The organism is Kitasatospora sp. NPDC127111 (assembly GCF_042677465.1).
Taxonomy (GTDB): Bacteria; Actinomycetota; Actinomycetes; order Streptomycetales; family Streptomycetaceae; genus Kitasatospora.
The window spans coordinates 45,326-70,251 of record NZ_JBHXTG010000049.1 but is presented as its reverse complement, the minus strand read 5'-3'; the positions used below and the strand labels follow the sequence as shown (position 1 = coordinate 70,251).

The 24,926-nt window shown below is 76.7% G+C and carries 15 protein-coding genes; 7 read left to right on the top strand and 8 right to left on the bottom strand.

Annotated elements, in window-relative coordinates:
- Positions 1–202: 202 nt before the first annotated feature.
- From ACFVHB_RS26330 to ACFVHB_RS26320, 3 genes are all read right to left on the bottom strand, one after another.
- On the bottom strand, positions 203–2,086 hold the full coding sequence (locus ACFVHB_RS26330) for an amidohydrolase (RefSeq protein WP_380327119.1): 1,884 nt from the start codon (positions 2,084–2,086) through the stop codon (positions 203–205).
- A 278-nt stretch (positions 2,087–2,364) separates the two neighbouring features.
- Positions 2,365–3,081 carry a YoaK family protein gene (locus ACFVHB_RS26325; protein ID WP_380327122.1) on the bottom strand — a complete coding sequence of 239 codons (717 nt, stop codon included), beginning with the start codon at positions 3,079–3,081 and terminating at the stop codon, positions 2,365–2,367.
- 162 nt (positions 3,082–3,243) lie between these two features.
- Positions 3,244–4,077, bottom strand: coding sequence for an alpha/beta fold hydrolase (locus ACFVHB_RS26320; protein ID WP_380327116.1), 834 nt, complete (start codon positions 4,075–4,077; stop codon positions 3,244–3,246).
- A 561-nt stretch (positions 4,078–4,638) separates the two neighbouring features.
- On the opposite strand from ACFVHB_RS26320, the gene ACFVHB_RS26315 reads away from it, so the two are divergent.
- Complete coding sequence (locus ACFVHB_RS26315) at positions 4,639–5,364, top strand: alpha/beta fold hydrolase (protein ID WP_380327113.1); 726 nt, start codon at positions 4,639–4,641, stop codon at positions 5,362–5,364.
- A gap of 261 nt (positions 5,365–5,625) precedes the next feature.
- On the opposite strand, the gene ACFVHB_RS26310 is transcribed toward ACFVHB_RS26315, so the two are convergent.
- Positions 5,626–8,517, bottom strand: coding sequence for an AAA family ATPase (locus tag ACFVHB_RS26310; RefSeq protein ID WP_380327110.1), 2,892 nt, complete (start codon positions 8,515–8,517; stop codon positions 5,626–5,628).
- Positions 8,518–8,622: 105 nt separating this feature from the next.
- Here ACFVHB_RS26310 and ACFVHB_RS26305 point away from each other — a divergent pair, with 105 nt between their 5' ends.
- From ACFVHB_RS26305 to ACFVHB_RS26285, 5 genes are all read left to right on the top strand, one after another.
- Positions 8,623–11,778: an AAA family ATPase gene (locus tag ACFVHB_RS26305; protein ID WP_380327107.1), complete on the top strand. Its 3,156-nt coding sequence runs from the start codon at positions 8,623–8,625 to the stop codon at positions 11,776–11,778.
- A gap of 22 nt (positions 11,779–11,800) precedes the next feature.
- On the top strand, positions 11,801–12,787 hold the full coding sequence (locus ACFVHB_RS26300; protein WP_380327105.1) for an alpha/beta hydrolase: 987 nt from the start codon (positions 11,801–11,803) through the stop codon (positions 12,785–12,787).
- A 99-nt stretch (positions 12,788–12,886) separates the two neighbouring features.
- Positions 12,887–13,999 carry a helix-turn-helix domain-containing protein gene (locus ACFVHB_RS26295; protein WP_380327102.1) on the top strand — a complete coding sequence of 371 codons (1,113 nt, stop codon included), beginning with the start codon at positions 12,887–12,889 and terminating at the stop codon, positions 13,997–13,999.
- Positions 13,996–15,036, top strand: coding sequence for a helix-turn-helix domain-containing protein (locus ACFVHB_RS26290; protein ID WP_380327099.1), 1,041 nt, complete (start codon positions 13,996–13,998; stop codon positions 15,034–15,036). The genes ACFVHB_RS26295 and ACFVHB_RS26290 overlap by 4 nt, the downstream gene beginning before the upstream one ends.
- A 164-nt stretch (positions 15,037–15,200) precedes the next feature.
- A complete protein-coding gene (locus ACFVHB_RS26285) occupies positions 15,201–16,172 on the top strand; it encodes an alpha/beta hydrolase (RefSeq protein ID WP_380327096.1) in 972 nt (323 codons plus the stop codon).
- A gap of 281 nt (positions 16,173–16,453) precedes the next feature.
- Here the strand turns inward: ACFVHB_RS26285 and ACFVHB_RS26280 are convergent, their stop codons facing one another.
- Positions 16,454–19,792: a bifunctional cytochrome P450/NADPH--P450 reductase gene (locus ACFVHB_RS26280; RefSeq protein WP_380327093.1), complete on the bottom strand. Its 3,339-nt coding sequence runs from the start codon at positions 19,790–19,792 to the stop codon at positions 16,454–16,456.
- Positions 19,793–20,012: 220 nt separating this feature from the next.
- Here ACFVHB_RS26280 and ACFVHB_RS26275 point away from each other — a divergent pair, with 220 nt between their 5' ends.
- Entirely contained in the window at positions 20,013–20,765 is a 753-nt protein-coding gene (locus ACFVHB_RS26275) for a LuxR C-terminal-related transcriptional regulator (RefSeq protein ID WP_380327090.1), read from the top strand.
- An 8-nt stretch (positions 20,766–20,773) separates the two neighbouring features.
- On the opposite strand, the gene ACFVHB_RS26270 is transcribed toward ACFVHB_RS26275, so the two are convergent.
- The 3 genes from ACFVHB_RS26270 to ACFVHB_RS26260 all read right to left on the bottom strand — a co-directional run bounded on the left by ACFVHB_RS26270 (position 20,774) and on the right by ACFVHB_RS26260 (position 24,385).
- The gene (locus ACFVHB_RS26270; protein ID WP_380327087.1) at positions 20,774–21,535 is read right to left on the bottom strand and encodes a maleylpyruvate isomerase family mycothiol-dependent enzyme; all 762 of its coding nucleotides are present in this window, start codon (positions 21,533–21,535) and stop codon (positions 20,774–20,776) included.
- Positions 21,536–21,652: 117 nt separating this feature from the next.
- Positions 21,653–22,984: an aldehyde dehydrogenase family protein gene (locus tag ACFVHB_RS26265; protein WP_380327084.1), complete on the bottom strand. Its 1,332-nt coding sequence runs from the start codon at positions 22,982–22,984 to the stop codon at positions 21,653–21,655.
- 258 nt (positions 22,985–23,242) lie between these two features.
- A complete protein-coding gene (locus ACFVHB_RS26260) occupies positions 23,243–24,385 on the bottom strand; it encodes a DUF1152 domain-containing protein (protein WP_380327081.1) in 1,143 nt (380 codons plus the stop codon).
- Positions 24,386–24,926 lie beyond the last annotated feature (541 nt).

Sequence of the window (24,926 nt, the reverse complement as noted above, 5' to 3'; positions counted from 1 at the left end):
ATCCGTGGGGATCGGGCACCCGCCCCTCGCGGCTCCGGAACCCGAGTCGGTTCCTGAACCCGTATCTCGGAGTGCCGGGTTCAGCGCACGAGGCTCGGCGCACGGCTCGGCGCTCGAGACTCAGGGTGCAGGCCCGGAGCGCACGGCCCCGAGCGCACGGCCCGGAGGGCGAGGCCCGGAGCGCGCGCCCGGAGCGCATGGCTCAGAGCGCGAAGCAGGGGTCGGGGGCCGCTCCCCCGGCCGGCGCGCCGAGGTCCCGGGCGTTCCGCCACCGCAGGTGCTCCGCGGACTCGGCGGCCGCCTCGCCCAGCAGTTCCGCCTGCCGCACCCCGCCCGCCGCGGGGAGGGCGGCCTGGTAGCCCCCGAACCGTGCGACCGGGCTCCAGAGCGGGACCACGGGCGGGAGTGGCTCGTCCAGCCCCTCGAACTCACCGGCCGCGTAGACGATCCGGCCGCCGACCACGGTCAGCAGGGACTCGATGTGCTGGATCTCCGGCTCGGGAACGGTGAAGTAGTCGTCGGACAGGACGGTGAGGTCGGCGTAGTAGCCGGGCAGCAGCACGCCCTTGACGTCCTCCTCCCCGGTGAGCCGGGCACCGGCGACCGTGTACATCTCCAGCGCGGTCCGGCGGTCGACCCGGCCGGCCCCCGGGTACAGCGTGCGCCCGCTGACCATGCGGCCGGACACCAGCCAGGACAGCGCCAGCCACGGGTTGTACGAGGAGACCCGGGTGGCGTCGGTGCCGGCGCCGACCGTCAGGCCCCGGTCGAGCATCGCCCGGATCGGCGGTGCCTGCAGGGCGGCGGCGGCGCCGTAGCGGCGGATGAACGCCTCGCCCTGGAAGGACATCCGGTTCTGCACCGACAGGGCGCCACCGAGGGCGGCGATCCGGTCGAGGCTGTCCGGGGACACCGTCTCCGCGTGGTCGAACAGCCAGCGGTTGCCCGCCGGGAAAAGCCCGTCGGCGGCGAGCTTCTCGAAGACCGCGAGGTCGCGGCGGATGGTCTCGTCGTACGTGGCGTGCAGCCGGAAGCCCCAGCCGTGCTCCGTCAACAGCCGGACGGCCTGTTCGAACTCGCCTTCGTAGGCACCGAGTTCCGGCCGGGGCTCGGAGAAGTTCTCGAAGTCGGCGGCGGACCAGGTGAGGTTCTCGCCGGCGCCGTTGAGTCGCAGCCACTCGTCGCCGTCGCCGGGACGGACCGTGCCGATCCAGCGGGTGAGGTCGGCGATCTCCTGACCCGCGGTCTGCGGGAACAGGTGGTAGGCGATGCGCAGCGAGAGCCGGCCGGTGCGGGCCAGTTCGATCACCGTGCCGTAGTTGTCGGGGAAGTTCTGGAACCCGCCGGCGGCGTCGATCGCCGAGGTGAGCCCGAACCGGTTGAGCTCGCGCAGGAAGTGCTGGGTCGAGGTGATCCGGTCGGCCTCGTCCAGGACGGGCGCCTTGGCCAGGGTCGAGTAGAGGATCAGTGCGCTCGGCGCGGCCAGCAGCATGCCGGTCGGCTCACCGCCGTGGCCCCGGACGATCTGGCCGCCGCGCGGGTCGGGGGTGTCCCGGGTGTAGCCGGCGGCGGCGAGGGCCGCCCGGTTCATGACCGCCGACTGGTAGAGGTGGAGGACGAAGACCGGGGTGTCCGGCGCGGCCTCGTTGAGCTCGGCCACGGTGGGCAGGCGGCGCTCGGCGAACTGGTCGGCCGACCAGCCGCCGACCACCCTCACCCACTGGCCCTTGGGCGTGCGGGCGGCCTGCTCCCGGAGCATCGCCAGGGCCCGGCGGAGGCTGCGGACGCCGTCCCAGCGCAGTTCGAGGACGTAGTTCAGGCCACCGCGGATGACGTGCAGGTGACTGTCGTTCAGGCCGGGGACGACCCGGCGGCCGACCGCGTCGACCACCCGGGTGCCGGGGCCGATGAGCGGCGCCATCTCGGCGTCGTGGCCGACGGCGGCGATCCGGCCGTCACGGACGGCGACGGCGCTGACCGCGGCCGGCAGCGCCGTGCCGGTGTGAACCTTCGCGTTGTGCACCACCAGGTCGGCGGGGCGGTCGGTGTCGTGCGGCGGGAGCCCGCCGACGGGCATCGTCGCCATGGGTCCGCCTCCTTTCGGGTTCGGGTCGGGCCCTCCGGGGCCGACCGGACGGGAATCCGCCCCGGTTCGGGGGCGGAGGGGAAGGGCGGACGGGGAGGTGACGGGGAGGTGGGACGGGGAGGCGGGGAGGCGGGTCGACCGGTCGCGCTAGGTAGACCGGTCGACATAGGGGCCGTCAGGATCTGTAGACCGGTCTGCATATTCGTCATCTGTAGACCGGTCTGCATATTCGAGCGCGGCCTGCCCGGCCGTAGGTCGGACCGGCCGCAGACGGGCGGTCAGGACGCGCCGGCAGCGGCCCCCGCTCCGGTGCCGGCGCCCGCGTCGCGGTACCAGAGCGCGGTGGCGCCGACCAGGACGGTGGAGACCAGCAGCGGCCAGCCGAGCCCGACCCGGTTCACCAGGGTCGCCCCGGCCGCCGCTCCGGCGAGCATGGCCGCGACCGAGCCGAGCCGGCGGCCGGCCCGGGGGTTGTCGCCGCCGGCCAGCGAGGACTCGGAGGCCAGGCCCGTCAGGGTCAGCGTCAGCACGGTGGTGGTGAGGTCCGGAACGGCGAGCTTGCGGACCGTGCCGTTGCGCAGGCCCATGGCCAGCGCCATCAGCACGATCAGCAGGTCGGTGACGGTCGCGGCGTCGCAGGTGAAGGCGAGCCCGGTACCGGCGGCCAGCAGGACCGCCTCGGCCGTCACCACGGCGCGCACCCACCGGGCCCGACCCCGTCCGCGCAGCCGGGCCTCGGTCCGGCCGGCCAGTACGGCCCCGGCGAGGAACGCGGCGAGCGAGAGCAGCGAGCCCACCACCGAGAAGCCGCTGGTGCCGACGGCCGCGAAGCCGATCACCACCACGTTCCCGGTCATGTTGGCGGTGAAGACGTGGCCCAGGCCGAGGTAACTGACCGCGTCGAGGAATCCGCTCACCACGGTGAGCGCGACCAGCGCGGGCGGCAGGGTGCGGCGGCCGTCGCCGGCGATCGGGGTGGTGGCGTCGGGGACCATGGGCACTTCGTCCTGTCTGTGCGGCGTCCGCCACCGGCTGCTCCGGCGGGCGGACGGACGGACCTGGCGGGGCGGGCAAGCGGCGGGAAAGGCGGGGCAAGCGGGGGCGGAAGCGGGTGACGGGGTGGGGTGGCGCGGGTGAACCGGCCGGGAGCACGGCGGTCAGGCGCCCAGGAAACCGAGCAACTCCGCGTTGACCTCCGCGGCGTGCGTCCAGATGAGGCCGTGCGGGGCGCCCGGGACCACCACGAGCCGGGAGCCGGCGATCCGTCCCGCGAGCGGAATCGCCGTCGCCTCCAGGGGCAGCGTGCGGTCCGCGTCGCCGTGGATGATCAGGGTCGGAACGTCGATCTTCGGCAGGTCGCCCCGGAAGTCGGTGGGCCACGCGGCCACGGAGGCGTGCGTGGCATGCGCGGAGGCCTCGACGGCGACGTTCCAGCTGTACTGGACCACCTGGTCGGAGACCCGGTCGCCGCCCAGCACGTCCACGTTGTAGAAGTCGTGCAGGAATCCCGCCAGGAAGGCCGGGCGGTCGGCGACGATCCCCTGCCGGATGTCCTCGAACACCGCCGCGTCCAGACCACCCGGGTTCTCGGCGGTCCGCAGCAGGAAGGGCGGGACCACGCCGATCATCACCGCCTCGGCGATCCGCGCCGAGCCGTACCGTCCGAGGTACCGGGCCACCTCGCCGCTGCCCATCGAGAAGCCGACCAGCGACACCTCCGTCAGGCCGAGGTGGTCGAGGAGCCGGTGCAGGTCCGCGGCGAAGGTGTCGTAGTCGTAGCCGGCGTACGGCCGGTCCGAACGGCCGAATCCCCGTCGGTCGTACGTGATCACCCGGTGGCCGGCGTCCAGCAGGGCGGTCGCCTGCTTCTCCCACGAGGCGCCGTTCAGCGGCCAGCCGTGGATCAGCACGACCGGGCGGCCGGTGCCGTGGTCCTCGTAGTAGAGGCGGACCGGCTCGGAGTTCTCGTGGCCGACGGTGACGAAGGGCATGGTCCACCGGCTTTCTCGGAGGTTGAGGAGGTGAAGGGGTGAGGGGGTGAGGGGGTGAAGGGACGCCGCACCGGGCGGCCCGGCAGCGGCGTCCCGGTACTGCCGGAACCGCGACGCGGTAGCGGCGACCGGGCGGTGCCGGGGCTCGGGGCCGGTGCGCCGGAGGTCGGCCACCGTCCGGTCCGGGCGGGTCTCCCGTCGACCGTAGGAGCCGGGCGGAGGCGGGGATGTCCCGTGAGGGCACGACCCGTTGTCCGAGCGGGAACGCACAGCGGGCCCACGCAGCGGCCAGACGCAGCGGCCAGACGCAGCGGGAACGCCCAGCGGCCAGGCGCAACCGAAACGCTCAACGGGAACGTTCAAGCGAAACCCTCAACCGGGCCCGCAGCCTGACGGCCGGCCGGGAACCGTCCGGGGCGACCGCGTCGAGGCCCACCGCCGGTTCACGCTCGGGCAAGAAGCGGTGCGCGCAGCACCAACTCCCGCCCCGGGGCCCTGTCTAGCCTCCGGGACGGACGCCGGTCGAGGGACCGGCGCACTGTCCGCACCAGGAGAGACCACGTGACCACCACCGCCGGTACCGGCCTGCCCACCGTCGTCCTCGTCCACGGCGCCTTCGCCGAGTCGGCCAGCTGGAACGGCGTCACCGCCCGTCTCCAGGCCGCCGGCCACCGGGTGATCGCCGCCGCCAATCCGCTGCGCAGCCTCAGCGGCGACGCGGCCTTCCTCGGTTCCGTCCTCGATGCGGTGGACGGCCCCGTCGTCCTGGTCGGCCACTCCTACGGCGGCGCGGTCATCTCCAACGCCGCCGTCGGCCGGGAGAACGTGAAGGGGCTGGTCTTCGTCGCGGCGTTCGCGCCCGAGGCGGGTGAGAGCATCGGCGAACTGTCGGGCAGGTTCCCGGGCTCGACGCTCGGCGGGACCATCGCCCCGGTGGCGCTGCCGGACGGCACCACGGACCTGTACATCGCCCAGGAGAAGTACCACGCGCAGTTCGCCGCGGACCTCACCGCCGAGCAGGCCGCCCTGGACGCCGCCGCCCAGCGGCCGCTGCGCGACGTCGCCCTCAACGAGGGCTCCGGCGAGCCGGCCTGGAAGAACCTGCCGTCCTGGTTCGTCTACCCGGAGCTCGACCTCAACATCCCGCTGGCCGCCCACCACTTCATGGCCGAACGGGCCGGCGCCCGCGAGGCCGCCGTGATCCCGGGTGCTTCGCACGCCCTGCCGGCCTCCGCGCCGGACGCCGTCGCCGACATGATCCTCGCCGCCGTCAAGGGCGTCGCGTAGCCGCCCTCCGCACGGCCGGCGGGGCCGCGCTCACCGGGCGGGGCACCTCGGGTGCCCCGCCCGGCTTCGTACCGTTCGACCGGCACGCGCCCTCCTGGCAGGTGACGGTGGCGCGTCCGCCCGGCGAGCCGCCGCCCGCGGTCGCCGTCCTGCCGCGCCACGTCGTCCGACGCGGCCCGGTACCCACCGTCACCGCACGTGATCCGACGCAGCCCGGTACCCGTTCCCCGGGGCGGCACGTGATCCGACGCAGCCCGGTGCTCACCCCCGGGGCGGCGCGGCGTCGGAGAGGGCGTCCCGGAGCTGGGCCCGGGCCTTGATGCCGAGCTTCGGGAAGATCTTGTGCAGGTGGTAGCCGACCGTCCGGGGTGACAGGAAGAGCCGCGCCGCGATGTCGCGGTTGGTGAGGCCCTGCGCGGCGAGTTCCGCGATCTGCCGCTCCTGCGGGGTCAGGCCCGCCGCCGGGCTCGCGGTCACCCCCGACTGGGGCACCGACGCGCCGGCCGCCCGGAGCTCCGCCGCCGCCCGGTCCTGCCAGGGGCGCGCGTCCAGCCGTCGGAAGACCTCCAGCGCCGCGCCCAGCTGCGGGCGTGCCTCGGCGGAGCGCCGCCGGCGGCGCAGCCACTCGCCGAAGTCCAGCTGGGCCAGGGCGTGTTCGAAGGGCCATCGGGCGGCCGCCGGATCGGCCACGGCGGCCAGGAAGTGGTGCTCGGCCTCGTCGGAGTCGCTGAGCAGGGCGGTGGCCCGCCGTACGACGGCGTCCACCCGGGCGGACCGGTCGGCGCCGAGGGTCCGCCCGGTGGCCGCCAGCACCGCCCGGGCGTCCTCGGTCCGGCCGACCCGGACGGCGGCGGCCGCGAGGTCGGCGAGGTGGTAGACGGAGGCGTGGTAGTGCACCGGGCCCGGCTCGGCGTCGTGGGTGAAGGTGGCGCGCAGGTGCTCGTAGGCGCCCTCGTGGTCGCCCTCGACCGTGGCCGCGACACCCCGGGCGTACCGGTAGCGCACCTGCAGGCTGAGGGACTTGCGCAGGTCGACGCCGCGCACCGCCGCCTCCGCCCGGGCGCACGCGGCCGCGTGGTCACCGCGGAAGGCGGCCACGGTGGCCTGCAGCAGGGGCGCGCCGGTGGTGACGTTGTCGGCCCCGGCCTCGGCGGCCATCCAGAACGCGTCCTCGGCGTTGCTCAGGGCCTCGGCCCACGCGCCGCGTTCGAACTGCGCGAGGGCGAGGGCCTGCGCGACGGTCGCGTTCATCCCCGCGGTGCCGGCCCGCCGCAGGTGGTCCATGGCCCCACCGAGCAGCCGGACCGCGAGCTCGGTCTCGTCCATGATCCAGGCGGCCCCGCCGACCGTGGTGAGTTCGGCCAGCCCGTCCTCCGGCAGCGCCGCCACGGCCTGGTCGAGGAGCGCCAGGACTCGGCCGCGCCGGGTGTGGGGGTGGGTCGACGCCTCGATCCAGGCCCGGTCGGCGGGGCTCACCTCGGCCACGACCAGGCCGGCTATGCGCTCCAACTCGGTCCGGTGGAAGGGGTCCCCGGAGTTGTAGACGGACGTCGCCGCCGTGCCGAGGGCCCCGATCGCCAGGGCGGGGGCGGCGGCGGCCATGGCCTCGCCGACCGGGAGCATCAGCGCGAGCGCCTCGTCGTGCCGGCGGGTGACGCCGAGCGCCCAGCCGCCGAGCAGCGAGGCCTCGGCGCGCACCAGCGGGTCGGCGGTGAGGCCGTCGACCCGCGCGGTGAGCTCGCCGACCCACTGCGGGTGTCCGCCGAACATGGCGGACCGCGCCGCCGCGATCAGGCGCACCGCGCGCTGCCCGGGGTCGGGGGTGAGTTCGGCGGACCGCTCCAGGGCCGCCGCGGCGGCCGCGTGCCCGCCGCGGCCGCGCGAGCGCTCGGCGCTCTCGGCCAGGGCGTCGGCTACCTCGGCGTCCTGGCCGAGCGCGGCGGCGGCCAGGTGCCAGGCCCGGCGGTCGGGTTCGTGCGCCAGGGCGGCGGCCAGCGCGAGGTGGGCCTCGCGGCGTTCGGCGAAGCCGGCGGCCTGCTGGACGGCGGTGCGCACCAGCGGGTGGCGCAGCAGGACCTGCCCGCCTTCGACGTGCACCAGGCCGGCCTGCTCGGCGGGGTGCAGCGCCTGCGCGACGTCGAGGGCCGGGGCGGCGGCGACGACGTCCGCCAGCTGCGCGGTGCCGGCGGCGGCGACCAGCAGTAGGACCTTGCGGGTCTCGGCCGGCAGGGTGGGCAGGTCGGCGGCGAAGAGCCGCTCCAGGCGGTTGGTGAGCGGGAGGGACGGGGCGGCGCCGAGGTCACCGCGCCCCTTGGCGAGCGCGCGGGCCAGCTCGACCAGGGCGAGCGGGTTGCCCGCGGCCTGTTCGAGGATCCAGGCGCGGGCCCGGCCGCGCGGGGGTTCGGGCAGCGTGTCGAGGAGCAGCCCGGCCGTCCTGCGTTCGAGCGGCCCGGCGACCAGGTGCGGGAAGTCCCGGTCGAAGCGCACCGGCACGCTGTCCTCGCGGGCGGCGAGGAGCAGCACCACCGGGTCGCCCTCGAACCGGCGGGCGACGAAGGCGAGGACGTCCAGCGAGCCGAGGTCGAGCCACTGCGCGTCGTCGACGAGCAGGAGCAGGGGCTGCTCGGCGGCGGCGTCGGCGATCAGCGACGTCACCCCGGCGCACAGGTAGAGCGGTTCGACCGGGACGGTTCCCGCCGGGAGCAGGCCGAAGGCACAGCGCAGCGCGTCCCGCTGGCTCTCGGGCAGCCGGTCGATGCCGGGCAGCAGCGGGCGGAGCAGCTGGTGCAGGCCGGACAGGCCGAGGCCCGCCTCGCCCTCGCTGCCACGGACCCGCAGGACCCGCAGCCCCTTGGCGGCGCCCCGCTCGGCGGCCCGGTCGACCAGGGTGCTCTTCCCCGCGCCGGGCTCCCCGGTGAGCACCAGCACCTGCGGACCTCCGCCGTGCACCGCGTCCAGGAGTCTGGCGATGCGGGACAGCTCGGGGTCCCTGCCCAGGATCCGCTGCCCGGCGACGTCGTCGGCGCCCGTGTCCACCTTGTCCCTCTCTGCTGTGGTCTCCCCCGTCGGTGGCCATCCTGCCAGCCGGACCGCGAAGTCGATCAAGGGGGCGGTGGCGGGCGGGACGCCCGGCCGGCGGCGATGACCGGTCATCTGACAGAAGCGCACCGGCCGCGCCGGCCGGGAGGATCGGCGGGCCGGTCCGGGAACGCACCCGCAGACCGGCTGACGGGCACGGGGAAGGAGCGGAGTGCGGGGATGACGAACGGGACGTCGGGCGGAACGAACCTGGATGCGGCGGCTGACGGCGGGGGGACCCCCGGGTGGGCGGGCACCGCGGGGGCGGGCACCGCGTGGACGGGCGGGCGCCCGGTCGGCCGGGAGGCCGAGCTGGAGCGAATCCGCCGCTGCCTCGAACGCGGTCCCGGCGAGCCCCCGGCCCTGGTGCTGCTGGGTGAGGAGGGCGTCGGCCGCACGCGTCTGCTCGCCGCCGCACGCGAGCTGGCCCACCGGGGCGGCGTGCGCGTGCTGTCCGCCCGGGGCTGGGCGGCCGAGCGGCGCCGCCCGTACGCCTGCCTGCGCGGGCTGCTCGCCCCGGTCCTGGAGGTGCTCCGCGCCCTGCCCGCTCCGCACGGGCGGGTCCTGAGCACCGCCGTCGGGCTGGAGCCCGGGCCGGAGTCCGCCGTCGGCCCGCTCGCCGGAGCCCCGGCCGGCCCGCTCCCCGACCCGCTCCCCGCGCCGCCGGCCGGCCCGGCCGTGCAGACGGCCGTGCAGGCCCTGCTGACCCACCTCGGAGCGGCCGGCCCCGTCCTGGTCACCGTGGACGACGTGCAGGACTGCGACCGGCCGTCGCTGGAGGTGCTGTGCGCGCTGGTCCGGCAGTCGGCCGACGGCCCGGCGTCCTTCCTGTTCGCGCTGCGCGGGGACACCGCCCCGGCGGGACTGCCCGCGGAGGCGGAGGTCCTGCGGATCGCCCCGCTGTCCGCCCGGTCGGCGGCGGCCCTGCTGGACGCGCAGCCCGGCGCGCCCACCGGCCGGACCAGGCTGGACGTGCTGGGACAGGCCCAGGGCAACCCGTCGGCCCTGCTCGAACTGGGCCGCCTCGCGCAGGACGACCCGAGGCTGCCGTTCGTCCCCGCCGCCCGGCGCGCCCGGGCCGGGGAGGCCTTCCTGCCGCGGCTGCGGGCGTTGCCGCCGGACACCCGGCGGGCGCTCGGCCACGCGGCGGCGGCCCTGCCCGGCGAGCGGGCGACCACCGTCATGGCGGCCTCGGGCTGCGGCGACCTGGCGGTCTGGGCGCCCGCCGAGGAGGCCGGACTGATCGCCTTCCTCGACGGCCGGATCGTGTTCCGCCATCCGCTGGCCCGGGCCGCCGCCCGCACCGACGGGCCGGCCCACCAGCGGTACCGGGCGCACCTGGATCTCGCCGCCGTGGCGGACGGCGACCCGGCGCACCGGGCCCTGCACCGGGCCGCGGCGGCGCTCACCCCGGACGAGTCGGTGGCCCGGGCGCTGGAGGACGGCGCCGCCCGCTCGCCGGACGCGTTCACCGCCGCGCTCGCCCTGGAGCAGGCCGCCCGGCTCAGCACCTGCAACCGCGGGCGCGCCCGACGGCTGGCCGAGGCGCTGGCGGCGGCGCAGGCCGTCGGGAGCTCCGACTGGGTCCGGGACCTGTACGGGGAGTTCGTCGCGGTCAACCGCGACGCCGGGCTCGGCACCACCGCCGCCCGGGCGGTGGGTGCGGCGCTGTCCCTGGCGGCCGACCAGCGGGAGGCCTTCGACCTGCTGGCGGACACGGCGGACCGGGCGCTCGCGGCCGACGGGCCGTCCGCGCTCGGCCTCGTGGCCGTGGCGGCGGGCATCGCGGAGCAGTCCGGTCTGCCGGAGCACCGGGCGCAGTTGCCCGCGCTGCTCGCCCGGGCCCGCGCGACGGCAGCGGCCCGCGCCGGGGCGCCGACGGCGGCCCAGGGAACACCGGAGGCGACGACGGCCCCGCAGCCGACCGCCGCCTCGGGCGGCGGTGGCGCCGCCCCGACGGGCCCGGCCTGGTCCCTCGCCGATCCCGACGCCCCCGAGGCCGTCACCGTGCCCGTGCTCGCGCCCCCTGCCGACCCCGCGACCCCCGTCAGCTCCGCGCCCCCGAACGGTCCCGGGCCCGGGACCGCGTGGACCTCGGGCGCGCTCGCCGAGCCCGGGGTGCAGGCCGCCCTCGACGGCCGCGCGGAGCTCGCGGTGGCGGTCCCGGGCGACGCCGCCCGGCTGCTGCGGCGGCTCGAACGCCCCAGGCTCGGGGCGCTCCCGGACGGGCCCGCCCTGCTGACCCGCCGGATCGCGGTCGCCACGGTGGCCTACCACGCCGACGAACCGGACGCCTGCCTGGAGCAGTTCCGCCGGGCGGACGCCCAGCTGCGCGCCCGGGGCGCCTTCGGCGTCCGCGCCTGGTTCCTGGCCCCGCTGCTGGACACGCTGCTGGGCACCGGCCGCTGGGCGGAGGCGGAGGCGCTGCTCACGGAGACGGCCGACACCGCCGCCGTCCTGCGCCTGCCCCGGGTCGAAGCCGACCTGGAGGCGCTGGCCCTGACCCTGGCCGCCGTGCGCGGCGGCACCCGGCCGGACCCGGCGGTGGCGTCGCGGGCGCCCTTCGCGGCACGCCCCGTGTGGCACCGCCTCGGCCTGGAGGAGAACGGCGCCACCGGCGCCCGCCTCGCCCGGGCCCACGCTCTCGCGGCGGCGGCCCGCGGGGACTGGGCGGAGGCGTTCCGGCACCTCCGGTCGTTGTACGCCGAGGACGGCTCGTCCCGGCATCCGTTCCTGTCCCCGCGCGGCATCGCCGAGCTCGCCCTCGCGGGCTGCCGGACGGGCCGGCGGGAGGAGGCGGCGGACGTCCTGGAGCGGGTCAGGGCGGAGCAGGGCGACCGGCCGACCGCCCGGATGACGCTGCTGCTGCACCACGCGACCGCCCTGGTCGGTCCGGAGGCCGGGGCCGAGCAGCACTTCCGGCTCGCCGTGGTCAACCCGGCGGGCGAGCGCTGGCCGTTGGAGCGCGGCCGGGCCCGACTCGACTACGCGATCTGGCTGCGCCGTTCGCGCCGGCCCTCGGAGGCCCGGCAGCAGCTCGCCGCCGCCCTGGACCTCGCCGAACGGCACGGTGCCGGCCCGCTCACCACGGCGGCCCGCAACGAGCTGCGGGCGAGCGGCGTGGCCACCGCGCCCGGGTCCGTCGACGTGCTGGCCGAGCTGACGGCCCAGCAACAGCAGATCGTCCGGATGGCCGCGACCGGCCTCTCGAACCGTGAGATCGGGGAACGGCTGTTCCTCTCACCGCGTACCGTGGGCACGCACCTGTACAACGTCTATCCCAAACTCGGCATCAGCCGACGTCACCAGCTGCGCGACCTGCTCCAGAGCGGTTAGCCGAGCGAGAGGTCAACGCGGAATGCAGCCGGACACCGGGCCCGACGAGCACGGCCCCGCGCCGGCCGCGGTCGTCCTCGATCCGCTGGTGCAGCGGCTCGTCACGGCCTCGGCCACCCCGCCGTCGATGGACGACCTCGGCCCGGTCGGCGGGCGGCAGGCGCTGCTGGAGGCCCAGGCCGACCGGATCGAGGACTTCGCCGTGGACGCCGCCTTCCGGGTGGCCCCGGTCGGCCCGACCGGACTGGTGGGCTTCTGGACGTTCCGGCCGGCCGGCACGACCGGGCCGCTGCCGACGCTGTTGTACGTGCACGGCGGCCGCTGGATGCTGGGCGACGCGCACACCCACGCCCGGCTGATCAGCGAACTGGTCACCGGCGCCGGCGTCGCGGCCGTCGTCCCCGAGTACAGCCGTACGCCCGAGGCCCGCTACCCGGTGGCGCTGGAGGAATGCCACGCCCTGTTGGAGTGGGTGATCGCGGCCGCCGGCGCGCTGGGCCTGGACCCGGACCGGGTCGCCGTCGCCGGCGACTGCGCCGGCGCGACCCTGGCCACCGCCCTCACCATGACCGCCCGCGCCCGCGGCGGGCCGGCGATCCGGGCGCAGCTGCTCTACTACCCGCTGACCGACGCGCGCTGCGGGAGCGACTCGCAGCGGCGGTTCGCCACCGGCCACCTGTTGACCCGGCAGGCGCTGCGCCGGTACTGGCGGGAGTACCTCGACCGGCCCGAGGACGGCGGCCTGCCCACCGCCGCCCCGCTGTCGGCCGGGCCGGCCGAGCTCGCCGGGCTGCCGCCCGCCCTGATCGTCACCGCCGAGGCCGACGTGGCCCGGGACGAGGGCGAGCAGTACGCCGAGCGCCTGCGCGCCGCCGGGGTCGACGCGACGGCGGCGCGCTTCCTCGGTACCGTGCACGACTTCGTCTCGCTGAACGCGCTGCGCGACAGCCCCCCGACGCGGGCGGCGGTGCGGCAGGGGTGCGCGTTCCTGCGCGCCAGGCTGGCCTGACCACGACGGCGCGCCCGGCCGACGCGCGACCGCGGGCCGGATCGCAGACCAGTCGACCGACGCATGCGCGGCGGGGCGGTCTCGCGGAAGTCTGACGGTATGCCAGCAACCACCCTCACCCCCGGCCGAGCCCCGGGCCGAGCCCCCGGCCAGGGCCCCGACCGAGCCCCCATCGGAATCCCCGTCGAACTCCCCGTCGAGGACGGCGGCGCTCCGCCCGCCTCCGCCCCGAACCCACGCGGCCTCGTGGTCTCCACCCGGTCGGTGCCGGCACGCGAGAGCCTGGACTTCTGGCGCGACGCCGTCCTCGCCACGCTCGTCGGCATGGACATCAGCACCGAGGACGGCACGTACGACGCCACCATGCGCAGCGACCGGCTCGGCGAGCTGCAGATCACCACCATCGAGGCCGACGCCGGCGACGTCCACCGCTCCCCGCAGTTCATCGCGCGCGGCGACGGGGAGCACGTCTACCTCACCGTGCAGTGCGCCGGGATCGGCCGGGTCGAGCAGGACGGCCGCCGGGCCGAACTACGGCCCGGCGACCTCGCGTTCTACGAGACGATCCGCCCGTACCGCACCTGCTTCCCCGAGCGCCTCCGGTTGAAGATCTTCGCCGTACCGCGCCGTCTGCTCGGCCGGAGCGAGGACGACCTGCGCCGGATCACCGGCAGGGCGCTGCGCCCCCGGGCCGGGCTCGCGGCCCTGGCCTCGCCGTTCATGGCCCAACTGGCCGACACCTCCGCGACGTTCGGCGCTCCGGTTGCCGAACGGCTGGCCCGGGGCGCCGTCGACCTGATGGCCGCGCTGGCGGCCGAGCAGCTCGGCGAGGACGTCTCGGGCCTGCCCGGGGCGGACCGGACGCTGCTGCTGCGGGTCCGGACGTTCATCCGCTGGAACCTGTCCGACCCCGGCCTCACGCCCCAGGTCATCGCCGGCGCCCACGGCATCTCGGTGCGCTACCTGCACAAGCTGTTCGAGCGGGAGGGCACCACCGTGTGCCGGTGGATCCGCGAGCAGCGGCTGCGGGAGTGCCGCGGCCAGCTCGTCGCGGCCGCCGGCGACGCGCTGAGCGTGGGGCGGATCGCCCGGCGCTGGGGGTTCACCAGCGGCTCCCACTTCAGCCGGGCGTTCCGCGGCCGCTACGGCGTCTCCCCCACGGACTGGCTCCGGCGCGAGCAGGCCCGGCGCGCCTCCGGCGAGGCGCCGTGACCGGGGGGCCGCCGACGGGCGCCGCGCGGGCGGGCGGCACGCCGCCCGCTGCGCGGGCCACGGTCTTCACCACCCGCGCGGTCGCCCCCGGGGATCGCGCGGCCCACTGGCAGCGCGCGCTGTCCCGGGTCTTCGCGGACGTCGAGGTGTCCGTGCGGGACGCCGCCGACTGGTCGGCCTCGCTCACCGCCGACCGGCTCGGGGCCGTGCAGACCGCCACCGAGGCCTCCGGCGCCGCGACGGTCCTGCGCGGCCCGGCCGCCGTCGCCGCGGACCCGCGCAGGCACGTCCTCGCCCGCCTCCAGCTGGACGGGGGCGCGCGGCTGCACCAGGACGGCCGCACCGCGCGCCTCGGCCCCGGGGAGCTGGCCTTCCTCGACGCGGGCCGGCCGTTCACGCTCACCTTCGCGCAGCCGCAGCGCGCCCTGGTGCTGATGGTCCCGCGGGCGCTGCTCTGGCTCGACGAGCGGGCGCTGGGCCGGATCACGGCGACCACCGTGGCCGGCGCCGACGGCGGCACGGGCGCGCTGCTGCTGCCGCTGCTGTCCGGGCTGGCCCCGCAGATCGCGGGCGCGCCCGCCGTCGTGCGCGAGCGGCTCGGCCGGTCCGCCGCCGAGCTCCTCGCCGCGCTGGCCGCGGACCTGGCCGGCCGTGCGGCGGCCGGTCCCGGGCAGTCGGCGCAGACCCTGCTGGACCGGATCATGGCCTCCGCCGACGCCCGCCTCGGTGACCCCGACCTCACCCCGCAGGACCTCGCCGACCGGCACGGCATCTCGCTCCGCTACCTGCACAAGCTGTTCCAGCGGCAGGGCACCACCGTCAACGGGTGGGTGCGCGGCCGCCGGCTGGCGGCCGCGCACCGGGAGCTGGCCGAGCCCGGGGCGTCCCGCCGGGCGATCGCCGCGGTCGGAGCACGCTGGGGCTTCACCAGCTCCTCCCACTTCAGCCGCTCCTTCCGCGACGCGTACGGGATGTCACCGGTCCAGTGGCGCGCCCGGGCCCGGTCCGCCGGCGGCGGTCCGGGAGAGCGGGCCTGACACCGCCGGGGACGGTGCGTGGAGCGGCCTCGCCCGAGGCGCGGAGGGACAAGGAGCCCCCGCCCGGCGCGCCTAGCGTGACGCTCACGGCGCGGCAGGCGACGCTCGGACCACCCGGGGCGGCTCCGCCCGAGCAGATCCATCGCACTTCTGGGAGAGATGACATGACGGACACGTACCTGCCGGCCCGGCCGGTCCTGGAGCCGGCCGCAGCGGCGTTCGCGCAGGCCACGGCCGAGCCGCCCTACCTGTTCGAGCTGACGCCGGCCGAGGGCCGCAAGGCCGTCGACGAGGTCCAGTCGGGCGGGACCGCCCTGCCGGCGGTCGACGAGGAGTGGATCACCGTCCAGGGCGGGCCGACCGGCAGCGTCCGGGCCCGGATCGTGAGGCCGGCCGGCGCCGGGGGGACCCTTCCGGTGATCCTCTACATCCACGGCGCCGGCTGGGTGTTCGGCAACGCCCACACCCACGACCGGCTGGTGCGGGAGCTGGCCGTCGGCGCGGGTGCCGCGGTGGTGTTCCCCGAGTACGACCTGTCGCCCGAGGCCCGCTACCCGGTCGCCATCGAACAGAACTACGCCGTCGCCCGGTGGATCGTCGAGCAGGGCGGGGGCAAGGGCCTCGACGGCGCGCGGCTGGCCGTCGCGGGCGACTCGGTCGGCGGGAACATGAGCGCCGCGCTGACGCTGATGGCGAAGGAGCGCGGCGACGTGCCCCTGACCCACCAGGTCCTCTTCTACCCGGTGACCGACGCGAACTTCGACACCGGCTCCTACCACGAGTTCGCCACCGGCTACTTCCTGCGCCGCGACGGCATGCAGTGGTTCTGGGACCAGTACACGACCGATCCCGCCCAGCGTGCCGAGATCACCGCCTCCCCGCTGCGCGCCACCACCGAGCAGCTCACCGGCCTGCCGCCGGCCCTGGTCATCACCGGCGAGGCGGACGTCCTGCGCGACGAGGGCGAGGCCTACGCCGACAAGCTCCGCGCGGCCGGAGTCCCCGTCACCGCCGTGCGCTTCCAGGGCATCATCCACGACTTCGTGATGCTCAACGCCCTGCGCGGGACGCACGCCGCGGAGGCCGCCATCGGCCTGGCCGTCCGCACCCTGCGCGACGCGCTGCACGCCGCCTGACGGACGGACGCACCCGCGACCCACGCGCCGGTCCGCGCCGCCGTCCCGCGCCCTGACGGTGTTCCATCGGCCCTGTTCCGCGGGTCCGGTGCCGCACCGTCGGGGCGCGCCTCCGGCACGGCGGCCCGGGTACGCCCCCTGGCACAGCGGCCCGGGCGCGGCAGCCCTCCGGCACGGCAGCCCGGGTACGCCCCCTGGCACGGCCGCCCGGCACGGCGGCCCGGGTACGGCCGCCCCCCGCTGCCGGCCGGGCACCCCGGGTGGGTACCCGGCCGTGCGGGTCAGCCGCCGTAGACGTCCTCGACGTAGCGGCCCTCGGCGATCAGCCGGTCCAGCCAGGCCTCGGCGTCCTCGGGCCCGGCGCCGGGGGCGTGCCGCCGGTGGACGGCGCGGAAGGCGGCGCGGACGCCGGGGGCCATCCGGGCGCCGTCGCCGCAGACGTAGACCTCGGCGCCGGCCTCCAGCAGCGACCACACCTCGGCCGCCTCGGCCGTGATCCGGTCCTGGACGAACCGGCGGCCCCGCTCGGGGGCCTCGCTGAAGGCGGGGCGCAGCGAGACCGCTCCGGCCCGCTCGGCCCGGCGCAGCTCGTCGGCGTGCAGGAAGTCCGCGTCCGGGGCGTCGCAGCCGAAGTAGCACAGGGCCGGGGCGAGCCGGGCGCCGTCGGCGAGCAGGGTGCGACGGTCGGCGACGGCGCCCCGGAACGGGGCCAGCCCGGTGCCGGCGGCGACCATGATGACCGGGGTGGTCCCGTCGTGGGCGATCCGGAAGCCCTCGCGGCAGGGCTGGACCCGGGCGAGGACGGTGTCGCCGGGCCGCAGGCGGCTCAGGTGGCCGGAGCCGGTGCCCCGGTAGGTGCCGCGGCCGGAGCGGGCGGGGGCCTCCAGCAGCGAGACCATCAGGTCCACGTGGTGCGGGTCGACGGCGGGCGAGGACGAGATCGAGTAGTGCCGGGGGCGGCGCACCGGCAGCAGGTCGAGGAGGACGGGCCAGGTCAGCCTGCCGTGCAGGGCGGGGTGGTCCTCGATGACGTCCAGCAGGGTGCGCGGGTCGGCTGCCACCTCCGCCGGGGCACCGGCCTCCGCCGCGGCCGCGGCGTCGGCGAGCGCGCGCAGGGCGGCCCGCTCGGGCGGGCAGGGGTTGAGCCCGGCCAGGACGGCCAGCCGGGCGGCGGTCGGCCGGTCCTGCAGTTCGACGTGGTGGGTGAGCAACTCCCGTACGGTGACCGGCCGGTCCACGGCGAGGCCGTCGCGGCGCGGCCGGGTCGGGGTGATGCTCAGGACGGCGTCGAGGTCCGACTGCAGCAGCTTGGCGGCGCGTTCGACCAGCTCCTGGTCGTTGGCCGGGAGGACGGTGAGGTGGTCGGCGGTCCGGTAGGAGGTGCCCTCGGGGAGGGCGAGGCGGACCAGGCGCTTGACCCGCGGGTAGTCGGGGCGGCTGAGGTGGGCGGTCTCGGTGACGGTCATCGCCGTCATGCCGTGGCGCGCGGCCAGCCGGTCGAGGGCGGTGCCGGTGAGTTCCGTGACGGTGTAGCCGGGGGCGTCCTGCCCGATCGCCTCCGCCGCGGCACCGCCCGGGGCGCCGGTGCTGTCCGGGTCGCCGTGGTGCTCCAGCAGTGCGGTGCGCAGGGCCGCGGTGAACCGGTCGACGGCGCCGTTCAGGTCGCCGGACGCGTCGGCCTCGGCGCGCGGCAGCACCCGGGTGGCGCCGAGGGCGGCGAGGCGGGCGTCGACGAGGGTGGGGATGCGCTGGTAGGTGGCGGACCAGTTGCGGTCCCCGACGCCGAGCACGGCGTACCGGACGCCGTCCGCGCTGCCGGGCCCGGCCTGCTCCAGCCACCGGACGAACGCGGCCGCGTCGTCGGTGGGCTGGCCGTTGTAGGAGGCGGTGGCGACGACGACCAGCCGGTCCGTGGGCAGCCCGTCGGCGTGGGCGTCGAGCGGGGCGACGGTGGTGTCGCAGCCGAGTGCGGCGGCGGCGTCGCCGAGCCGGGCGGCGAAGTCGCGGCAGGTGCCGTAGTTGGAGCCGTGCAGCAGCAGGACCCCGGTACCCGGCCGGACCCGGGTCGGCCCGCCGGCGGCCCCGTCCCGTCCGGCGGCCCCGTCCCGTCCGGCGGCCGACCCGCCGACCGTGCCCGCGCCCGCGCCGCCGGCGCCCCGGGCCACCGCGTCGGCGTCCCGCGTGACCGCGCCGGGCAGCGCCGCGCCGTTCGCCGCGCGGTCGGCCGGGGTGCGCGGGACGACGGTGAGGGTGAAACCGTCCGGCTTGATGGTCAGGCTCTGCTTGACCGCCAGCCGGTAGTCGGCGTGGTCGACCAGCCGGTACCGGTGGACCAGCATGGCGAGCAGCATGGTCGCCTCGTGCAGCGCGAACTGCCGCCCGATGCAAGCCCGTTCACCGGTGCCGAAGGGCTTGAAGGCGTGCGGCGAGCGGCCCGCCTCGGCGGCGGGGGCGAAGCGGAACGGGTCGAAGGCCTCCGGGTTGTCGCCCCAGGCCGCGTCCCGGTGCAGGATCGGGACGACCACCCGCACGTCCTGGCCGGCCCGCAGCCGGATCCGCCCGCCGAGCAGGGTGTCCTGCCGGGGCGCCCGGGTGAAGGCGGGGGCGGTCGGCCACAGGCGCAGCGACTCGTTGAGGACCTGGCGGGTCAGCCGCAGCCGGCCGACGTCCTCGAAGGTCGGCTCCGGGTCGGCCTCGTCCCCCCAGAGCGCGTCCACCTCCCGCTGGACCAGGCGCAGCACGGCCGGGTGCTTGGCCAGGTGGTACAGGGCGAAGGCGAGCGCGCCGGAGGTGGTCTCGTGACCGGCGATCAGGAAGGTGATCACCTGGTTGCGGATGTTCTCCGTGTCCAGCGTGGCGCCGTCGGCCGGGTGGACGGCCTCCAGCATGAGCGCCAGCAGGTCGGTGTGTTCGGGCCGCGCCCCGCCGGCGGTCCGCGCCGCGATCACCTCGTCGACGACGGCGGCGAGGTAGCCGGCGTCGGCCCGCATCGCCTCGTCGGCCTCGCGGTAGTCGCCTCCGGGCACCCGGCCCAGGTGGTGCATCGCCCAGTTCAGGCAACGCACCATCGCGTCCACGAACGGGTGGGGCTCGGCGCGTTCGAAGGAGCCGAAGTCGAACCCGAAGCCGGCCAGGCCGATGGTGTCCAGGGTCATCCGGGTCATGTCGTCCGCCACGGCCACCGGGGTGCCGTCGGCGGCGTGGCGGTCCCAGGAGTCGAGGAGCCGGCGGGCGACCTTCAGCATCACCGGGTGGTAGGTGCGCATCGAGCCGAGGGCGAAGGCCGGCATCAGGATGTCGTGCGCCTTGGCCCAGTTGGGTTCGTCGTTGTACGCGGTGAACAGGCCGTCACCGGTGAACTCGCGCACGTTCACCAGGGCCGGGCCGACCGCCTTGGTGAACCGCTGCTCGTCGGCGAGTTCGGTGACCAGCTCCAGGCCGCTGACGAACAGCGTGTCCCGGCCGTGCAGGCGCTGCACGAAGGCCGGACCGTGGCGTCTGGCGAGCTCCATCAGCTGCAGCAGGGGCACCGCACCCGGGCCGATCGCGGAGACGTCGATCACGGGAACGCCATCGACGGTGCCGCTCGCGGGCGGCAGGTCGGACGGGGTCTCGGCCATGGGTGGACTGCCCTTCGGGGTGGGTGTCAGCACGGTTACCGCCGGTACGGGCGGCTGTTCCAACCCTTCCGCCGACGGTCCGCCAGGAATCCCCGGGGTGCTACAACTTCTTGTAGGGGAAGCGGGGGCGCGGGGATTGCCGTCATCGGCGTCCTCGGCTAGGGAACCGCCGCACCGGGTACCGGACGGCCCGGATATCGAACAGGGGGAGCCGCAGCCGATGCCCGACACCCGGCCGCCGACCGACGACCACCGCTGCGCCCGGCCCCCGGAGCCGCCCGAGCCCTCCGCGTCCGGATCCCCGGCCACGCCGCTGGACGAGCAGGCGGTGTTCTGGCGCAACCGGGCCGCGCTGCTGTTCGACCGGATCCCGCTGCCGCTCGCCTTCTGCAGTGCGGGCGGCACCATCCTCGCCGCCAACCACGCCCTGGCCACGCAGTGGGACACGCTCCCCGGCCGGCTCGTCCGGCGCAACGCCCTGGAGCTGTTCCGGCCCACCACCGCCGGACGGCTGCACCCGCTCGCCGAGGCCGTGCGGCTGCGCCGCCGCTCGCGCTACCCGGTCGAGGTCTCCTGGACCACCGCCGCCGGCGCCGTCCGGGTGGGCGAGGCGACCGTCCACGTGATCGGCGACGCGCCGGACGCCCCGCTGAACCTGCTGCTGGTCGTGCACGTCCACGACGAGCCGGCCGGCGGGCCCGCCGGTGGCCCGGCCGGCCCCGCCCGGGCCACCGCGCTGGAGGCGCGGATCCTGGCGCTGGCCGCCGCGGGCAACACCAGCGCCCGCATCGCCGGCGAGGTCGGCCTGACCGCGGACGGCGTCAACTACCACCTCACCCGGCTGTCCCGCCGCTGGGGCGCGCCCAACCGCACCGCCCTGATCGCCCGCGCCTACGTCAACGGCGTGCTGGCCCCGGGCACCTGGCCCCCGGCCCCGGCCGCCGCTCGGCCGGGGCCGGGTCATGCCGGGTGACGCCCCTCTCAGAAGGCGGAGTTGGCGAACCAGTGGGCCAGCAGCTGCTCGTCGCCGTGCACGTCGAAGCGGTCGGCGGAGCGGTCGAGGCGGCCGTAGAGGAGCAGCAGCAGGTCGGCCGCGGCACCCCGGACCGTGGCGTCGGCGGTCACGTCCGTCCCGTCCGGGTCGAGCCCGAAGCCGTCCGGCCGCAGCCGGACCAGCCAGTCGCCGGCCCCGTCGGTGCGGGTGAACCGGATGGTGCGGTCGGCGCCGCGCAGCTCGGCGGTGCGCGGGGCGAACACGGCGGCGAACGGCAGGTTGACCAGGAACTCCGCGACGCCGTCGGCGGCCAGCGCCGGGTCGATCTCCGGGCGCCGGCCGAGTGCCAGCTCCGCGTCGACGCGGTGCACCAGGGTCTCGAACAGCATCCGGCGGACCCAGAACCGGGCGTGCTGGTCGGCACCCCAGGCCCACATCGGCGCGTCGAGGTCGGCCGCGGCGAACGCCTCGGCGGCCTCGGCCGCGGATCCGGCCAGCCAGTCGGGGTAGCCGTCCGGCCCGGCCGGCAGGCTCAGGTCGACCTCGCGGCTGCGCGGCGGCTGCTGGATCCGCTGCCGCAGCAGGACGGTGAACCAGCGCTGCACGCTGCCGGCGTGCCGCACCAGGTCGGTCAGCGTCCAGCCCGGACAGGTGGGCACGACGGTGGACGGGTCGGCGTCCCGGACGGCGGCGACGAAGCCGGCCGTCTCGGCGGCCACGGCGGCGCCGTGGTCGATGGTGGTGGTCACGGGGTTCCTTCTCCGGGGTGGTTCGGGGCGGCCGGTCGGCCGACCGGCGGCGCCCTGACGGCTGCGGCAGGTTTGCTGCGGCGGGTCGGCCGCGGCAGGTCGGCCGCGGCCGTGTGGTCAGTCGGTCAGCGGCTTGTCGACGACGGCCTTGGTGTGGCTGAACGTGTCGATGGAGTACTCGCCGTGGTAGCGGCCCATCCCGCTCTCCCCCACGCCGCCGAACGGCAGCTCGGGCATGGCCAGGTGGGAGACCGGCAGACCGAAGGTGAGCGCGCCGGAGGAGGTCTCCTCGGTCAGCCGCCGCTTGGTCCGCTCCGACTCGGTGAAGGCGTACAGGGCGAGCGGCTTGTCCCGCTCGTTGATGAAGGCGATCGCCGCGTCGAGGTCGGGCACGGCGACGATCGGCAGGATCGGGCCGAAGATCTCCGCCCGCATCACGGCGGCCTCCGGGTCGACGTCCGCGAGCACGGTCGGGGCGAGGTAGCGCGCGTCGCGGTCGTGCCCGCCGCCGGTGACGAGCCGTCCGTCCGCCAGCAGTGCGGTCAGCCGGTCGAAGTGGCGCTCGTTGACGATCCGCCCGTACGCGGGGCTGGCGGCCGGGTCGTCCCCGTACATCTCCCGGACGGCGGCGGCGAGTTGCTCCTCCAGCGCGGCGGCCGTCGGGCCGATGGCGAGGACGTAGTCGGGGGCGACGCAGGTCTGGCCGGCGTTGAGGAACTTGCCCCGGGCGATCCGCCGCGCGGTGAGCGCCAGGTCCGCACCGGGCTCCACCACGACCGGGCTCTTGCCGCCGAGCTCCAGGGTGACCGGCGTGAGGTGCTTGGCGGCCGCCGTCATCACGATCCGCCCGACCGTGCCGTTGCCGGTGTAGAAGATGTGGTCGAAGCGCTGCTCCAGCAGGGCGGTGGTCTCCGGGACACCGCCCTCGACCACGGCCACGGCCTCCGGGTCGAGGTAGCGCGGCAGCAGCCGGGCCATCGCCGCGGAGGTCGCGGGGGCCAGCTCGCTCGGCTTGAGGACCGCGGTGTTGCCGGCCGCCAGGGCGCCCACCAGCGGGGCCAGCGCGAGCTGCAGCGGGTAGTTCCACGGCGCGATGATCAGCACCACGCCGAGCGGGTCGCGGACCACCCGGGCCTCGGCCGGCCGGAAGGGCTCCGGCACTCCCGCGGGCTTCGGCCGCAGCCACTCCTCCAGGTGGGCCACGGTGTGGTCGAGCTCGTTGATCGTGAACCCGATCTCGGTGCGGTACGCCTCCGCCGCGCTCTTGCCGAGGTCCTCGGCCAGCGCCTGCTGGAACACCTCCGCCTGCTCGGTGAGCAGCGCGCGCAGGGCCGCCAGCTGGCCGAGGCGCCGGTCGAGCGGCTTGGAGCGGCCGGTGGTGAAGGTGGCGCGCAGGCGGGCGACGAGGGCGGGGACGTCCGTCGCGGCGGGGGTCGGGGTGTGCGTCATGGGGGTCTCGCGGTTCTTCCGGGGGGCGGCTTGCGGCTCTTCCGAGGCGTGAAGCCTGAATGGTTTATGCCTTCAAGTAATTTGACCGTAGACCTCAATGGTTGAGTATGTCAAGCAATCTCCCGGCGGTGGAGGCCGGCCTCACACCCCCAAGCCTGCACCCACGACCGGCCGCGCCCACCCCGGCCGGCGCACCTCAGGACGGCTCCCACTCGGGCCCGCGCCCGATCGGGCAGCCTCCCGCTCGGGCCCTCCCGCTCAGGCCGGGGTGTCCAGGCGCCAGAGCGGGGTCGCGTCCTGGGCCGGGTCGGCGGCGAGGCGGGCGTGCAGCCGGCGGGCCTCCGCGGCGTCCAGTGCGAGCTCCTCGATGACCCGCCGCCGGGTCGCCAGCGTGAGCCCCTGCCGCGCCAGCCCGGCCCGCCAGCGGGCGTAGCGCTCGACGGGGCCGGGTCCGCCGGCCGGGGCCGCGGCGGAAGCGGCGGCGGGCGCGAGCCCGGTGGACGGCGCGCCCCCGCCGGCGCGCGCGAGCCCGATCGCACGGGCCCGGTCGCGCTCGCGGGCGAGCTCGGAGAAGCCGCACACCGCCAGAGCGGCCCGCTCGGCCTCGTCGAGCGTCGCGCAGTCGGCGAGCCGCCCGGCCAGCGGGTTGAGGGCCAGGGCCTGGCCGAGCGCCAGCCGGTGCACGCCCGCGCTGCGCCCGTCCAGCCGGACGGGATCCGCCACGTCGCGGATGCCGCAGAGGCCCCGCACGCCTCGGGCGGCGGCGGCCAGCATGGCGCCGGCCTCCGAGGGGTGCCAGCCGAAGACCCGGCGGACCGGGCGGACGTGCGCGTCGGTGAGCGCGAACGCCGGCTCCGGCAGGCGGGCGAACAGCTCGGCCTCGGGCAGTTCGCGGTCGAGCGCGGGGCCGGCGATCCACACGTCCGCGGCCAGGCCGGTGCGCGCGCAGGCCGCGAGGACGAGCGCGTCGCCGAGGGGGCTGCGCAGCGTGGGCTCGTCGCCGGTGGCCAGGATGCCGCCGCCGACGTCGACCACGTCGACGTGGCCCGCGCCGCAGTACTCGGCGGCGGCCCGGATCGTCCGGGCGAGGCCGACCGCGCCCTCGGCGGGGTCGAGCAGGCCGAGCGCGGTGCCGAGGTCGGCGGCGAGCCGGGGCAGCGAGGAGCCGGCCGCGCCGACGAGGGTGGTGGAGCCGGTCACCAGCTCCAGGTGGGGGCGGGGCGATTCCAGGCCCGCGAAGTCGGCGCGGCCGCGGGGGCCGGGCAGCGGGTCGACGGTCAGCCGCTCCCACGCGTAGGTGAGCACGAGCACCGGCTCGACGGACCCGTAGAGCGCGGCGCCGACCATGGCCGCCGCGATGGGATCGCCGCCCCCGCCCGCGGCGATGACGATTCGCTTCATGAAGAGAACGGTTACCGCATGTGCACCGTCAAACGCCAGTCCCTCATAAGCAATTGACTGGTCTACATATTCTTCCGCGCGAACCTCCCACCCCCCCCGGCCCGCCGGAGCCCGCCCCTCGGGGGTTCAGCCGCATGACCGGCGCGGCCCGCCCGACCTAGCGCCGTCCCGCCGGTCTTTACCGGAACTTGACCACGGCGACAGGAAGTCGTGCCGATGAGCAGCTCCCCACCTGTGCGGATCGCCCGGCGCCCCGCGGACGTCCGGCCTCCGGCGTGACGGGCGGAGGGAGCGCGCCTGACGGGGACGGGTCGGCGGGCCCATGGGGAATGCCCTCGCACCCGGGCCGCCGGGCGCCCGGTGCACCGGATCTTCCGACGACGCCCCGGCCGCGCCGGTGCGGGCCGGGCGGCTCCGGGGAGCGCCCCGGCCGGTGCCCCGGGTGCTCCGGGCCGCCTCGCCGGGCCCGGCCGGGAAGGCTGTGACCAGGGTGGACGCCGCCGCGTCCGTTGTCGGAGGGGGTCGCTAGGGTTTCGCTCAC

Excerpts from the sequence above, each read along its gene's own strand:
- ACFVHB_RS26300 (WP_380327105.1), top strand. The coding sequence starts at position 11,801 with ATGCAGCCGGACACCGGGCCCGACGAGCACGGCCCCGCGCCGGCCGCG.
- ACFVHB_RS26310 (WP_380327110.1), bottom strand. The coding sequence starts at position 8,517 with ATGACCGGTCATCGCCGCCGGCCGGGCGTCCCGCCCGCCACCGCCCCC.
- ACFVHB_RS26265 (WP_380327084.1), bottom strand. The coding sequence starts at position 22,984 with ATGACGCACACCCCGACCCCCGCCGCGACGGACGTCCCCGCCCTCGTC.
- ACFVHB_RS26320 (WP_380327116.1), bottom strand. The coding sequence starts at position 4,077 with ATGCCCTTCGTCACCGTCGGCCACGAGAACTCCGAGCCGGTCCGCCTC.
- ACFVHB_RS26305 (WP_380327107.1), top strand. The coding sequence starts at position 8,623 with ATGACGAACGGGACGTCGGGCGGAACGAACCTGGATGCGGCGGCTGAC.
- ACFVHB_RS26325 (WP_380327122.1), bottom strand. The coding sequence starts at position 3,081 with ATGGTCCCCGACGCCACCACCCCGATCGCCGGCGACGGCCGCCGCACC.
- ACFVHB_RS26295 (WP_380327102.1), top strand. The coding sequence starts at position 12,887 with ATGCCAGCAACCACCCTCACCCCCGGCCGAGCCCCGGGCCGAGCCCCC.
- ACFVHB_RS26330 (WP_380327119.1), bottom strand. The coding sequence starts at position 2,086 with ATGGCGACGATGCCCGTCGGCGGGCTCCCGCCGCACGACACCGACCGC.
- ACFVHB_RS26260 (WP_380327081.1), bottom strand. The coding sequence starts at position 24,385 with ATGAAGCGAATCGTCATCGCCGCGGGCGGGGGCGGCGATCCCATCGCG.
- ACFVHB_RS26285 (WP_380327096.1), top strand. The coding sequence starts at position 15,201 with ATGACGGACACGTACCTGCCGGCCCGGCCGGTCCTGGAGCCGGCCGCA.
- ACFVHB_RS26275 (WP_380327090.1), top strand. The coding sequence starts at position 20,013 with ATGCCCGACACCCGGCCGCCGACCGACGACCACCGCTGCGCCCGGCCC.
- ACFVHB_RS26280 (WP_380327093.1), bottom strand. The coding sequence starts at position 19,792 with ATGGCCGAGACCCCGTCCGACCTGCCGCCCGCGAGCGGCACCGTCGAT.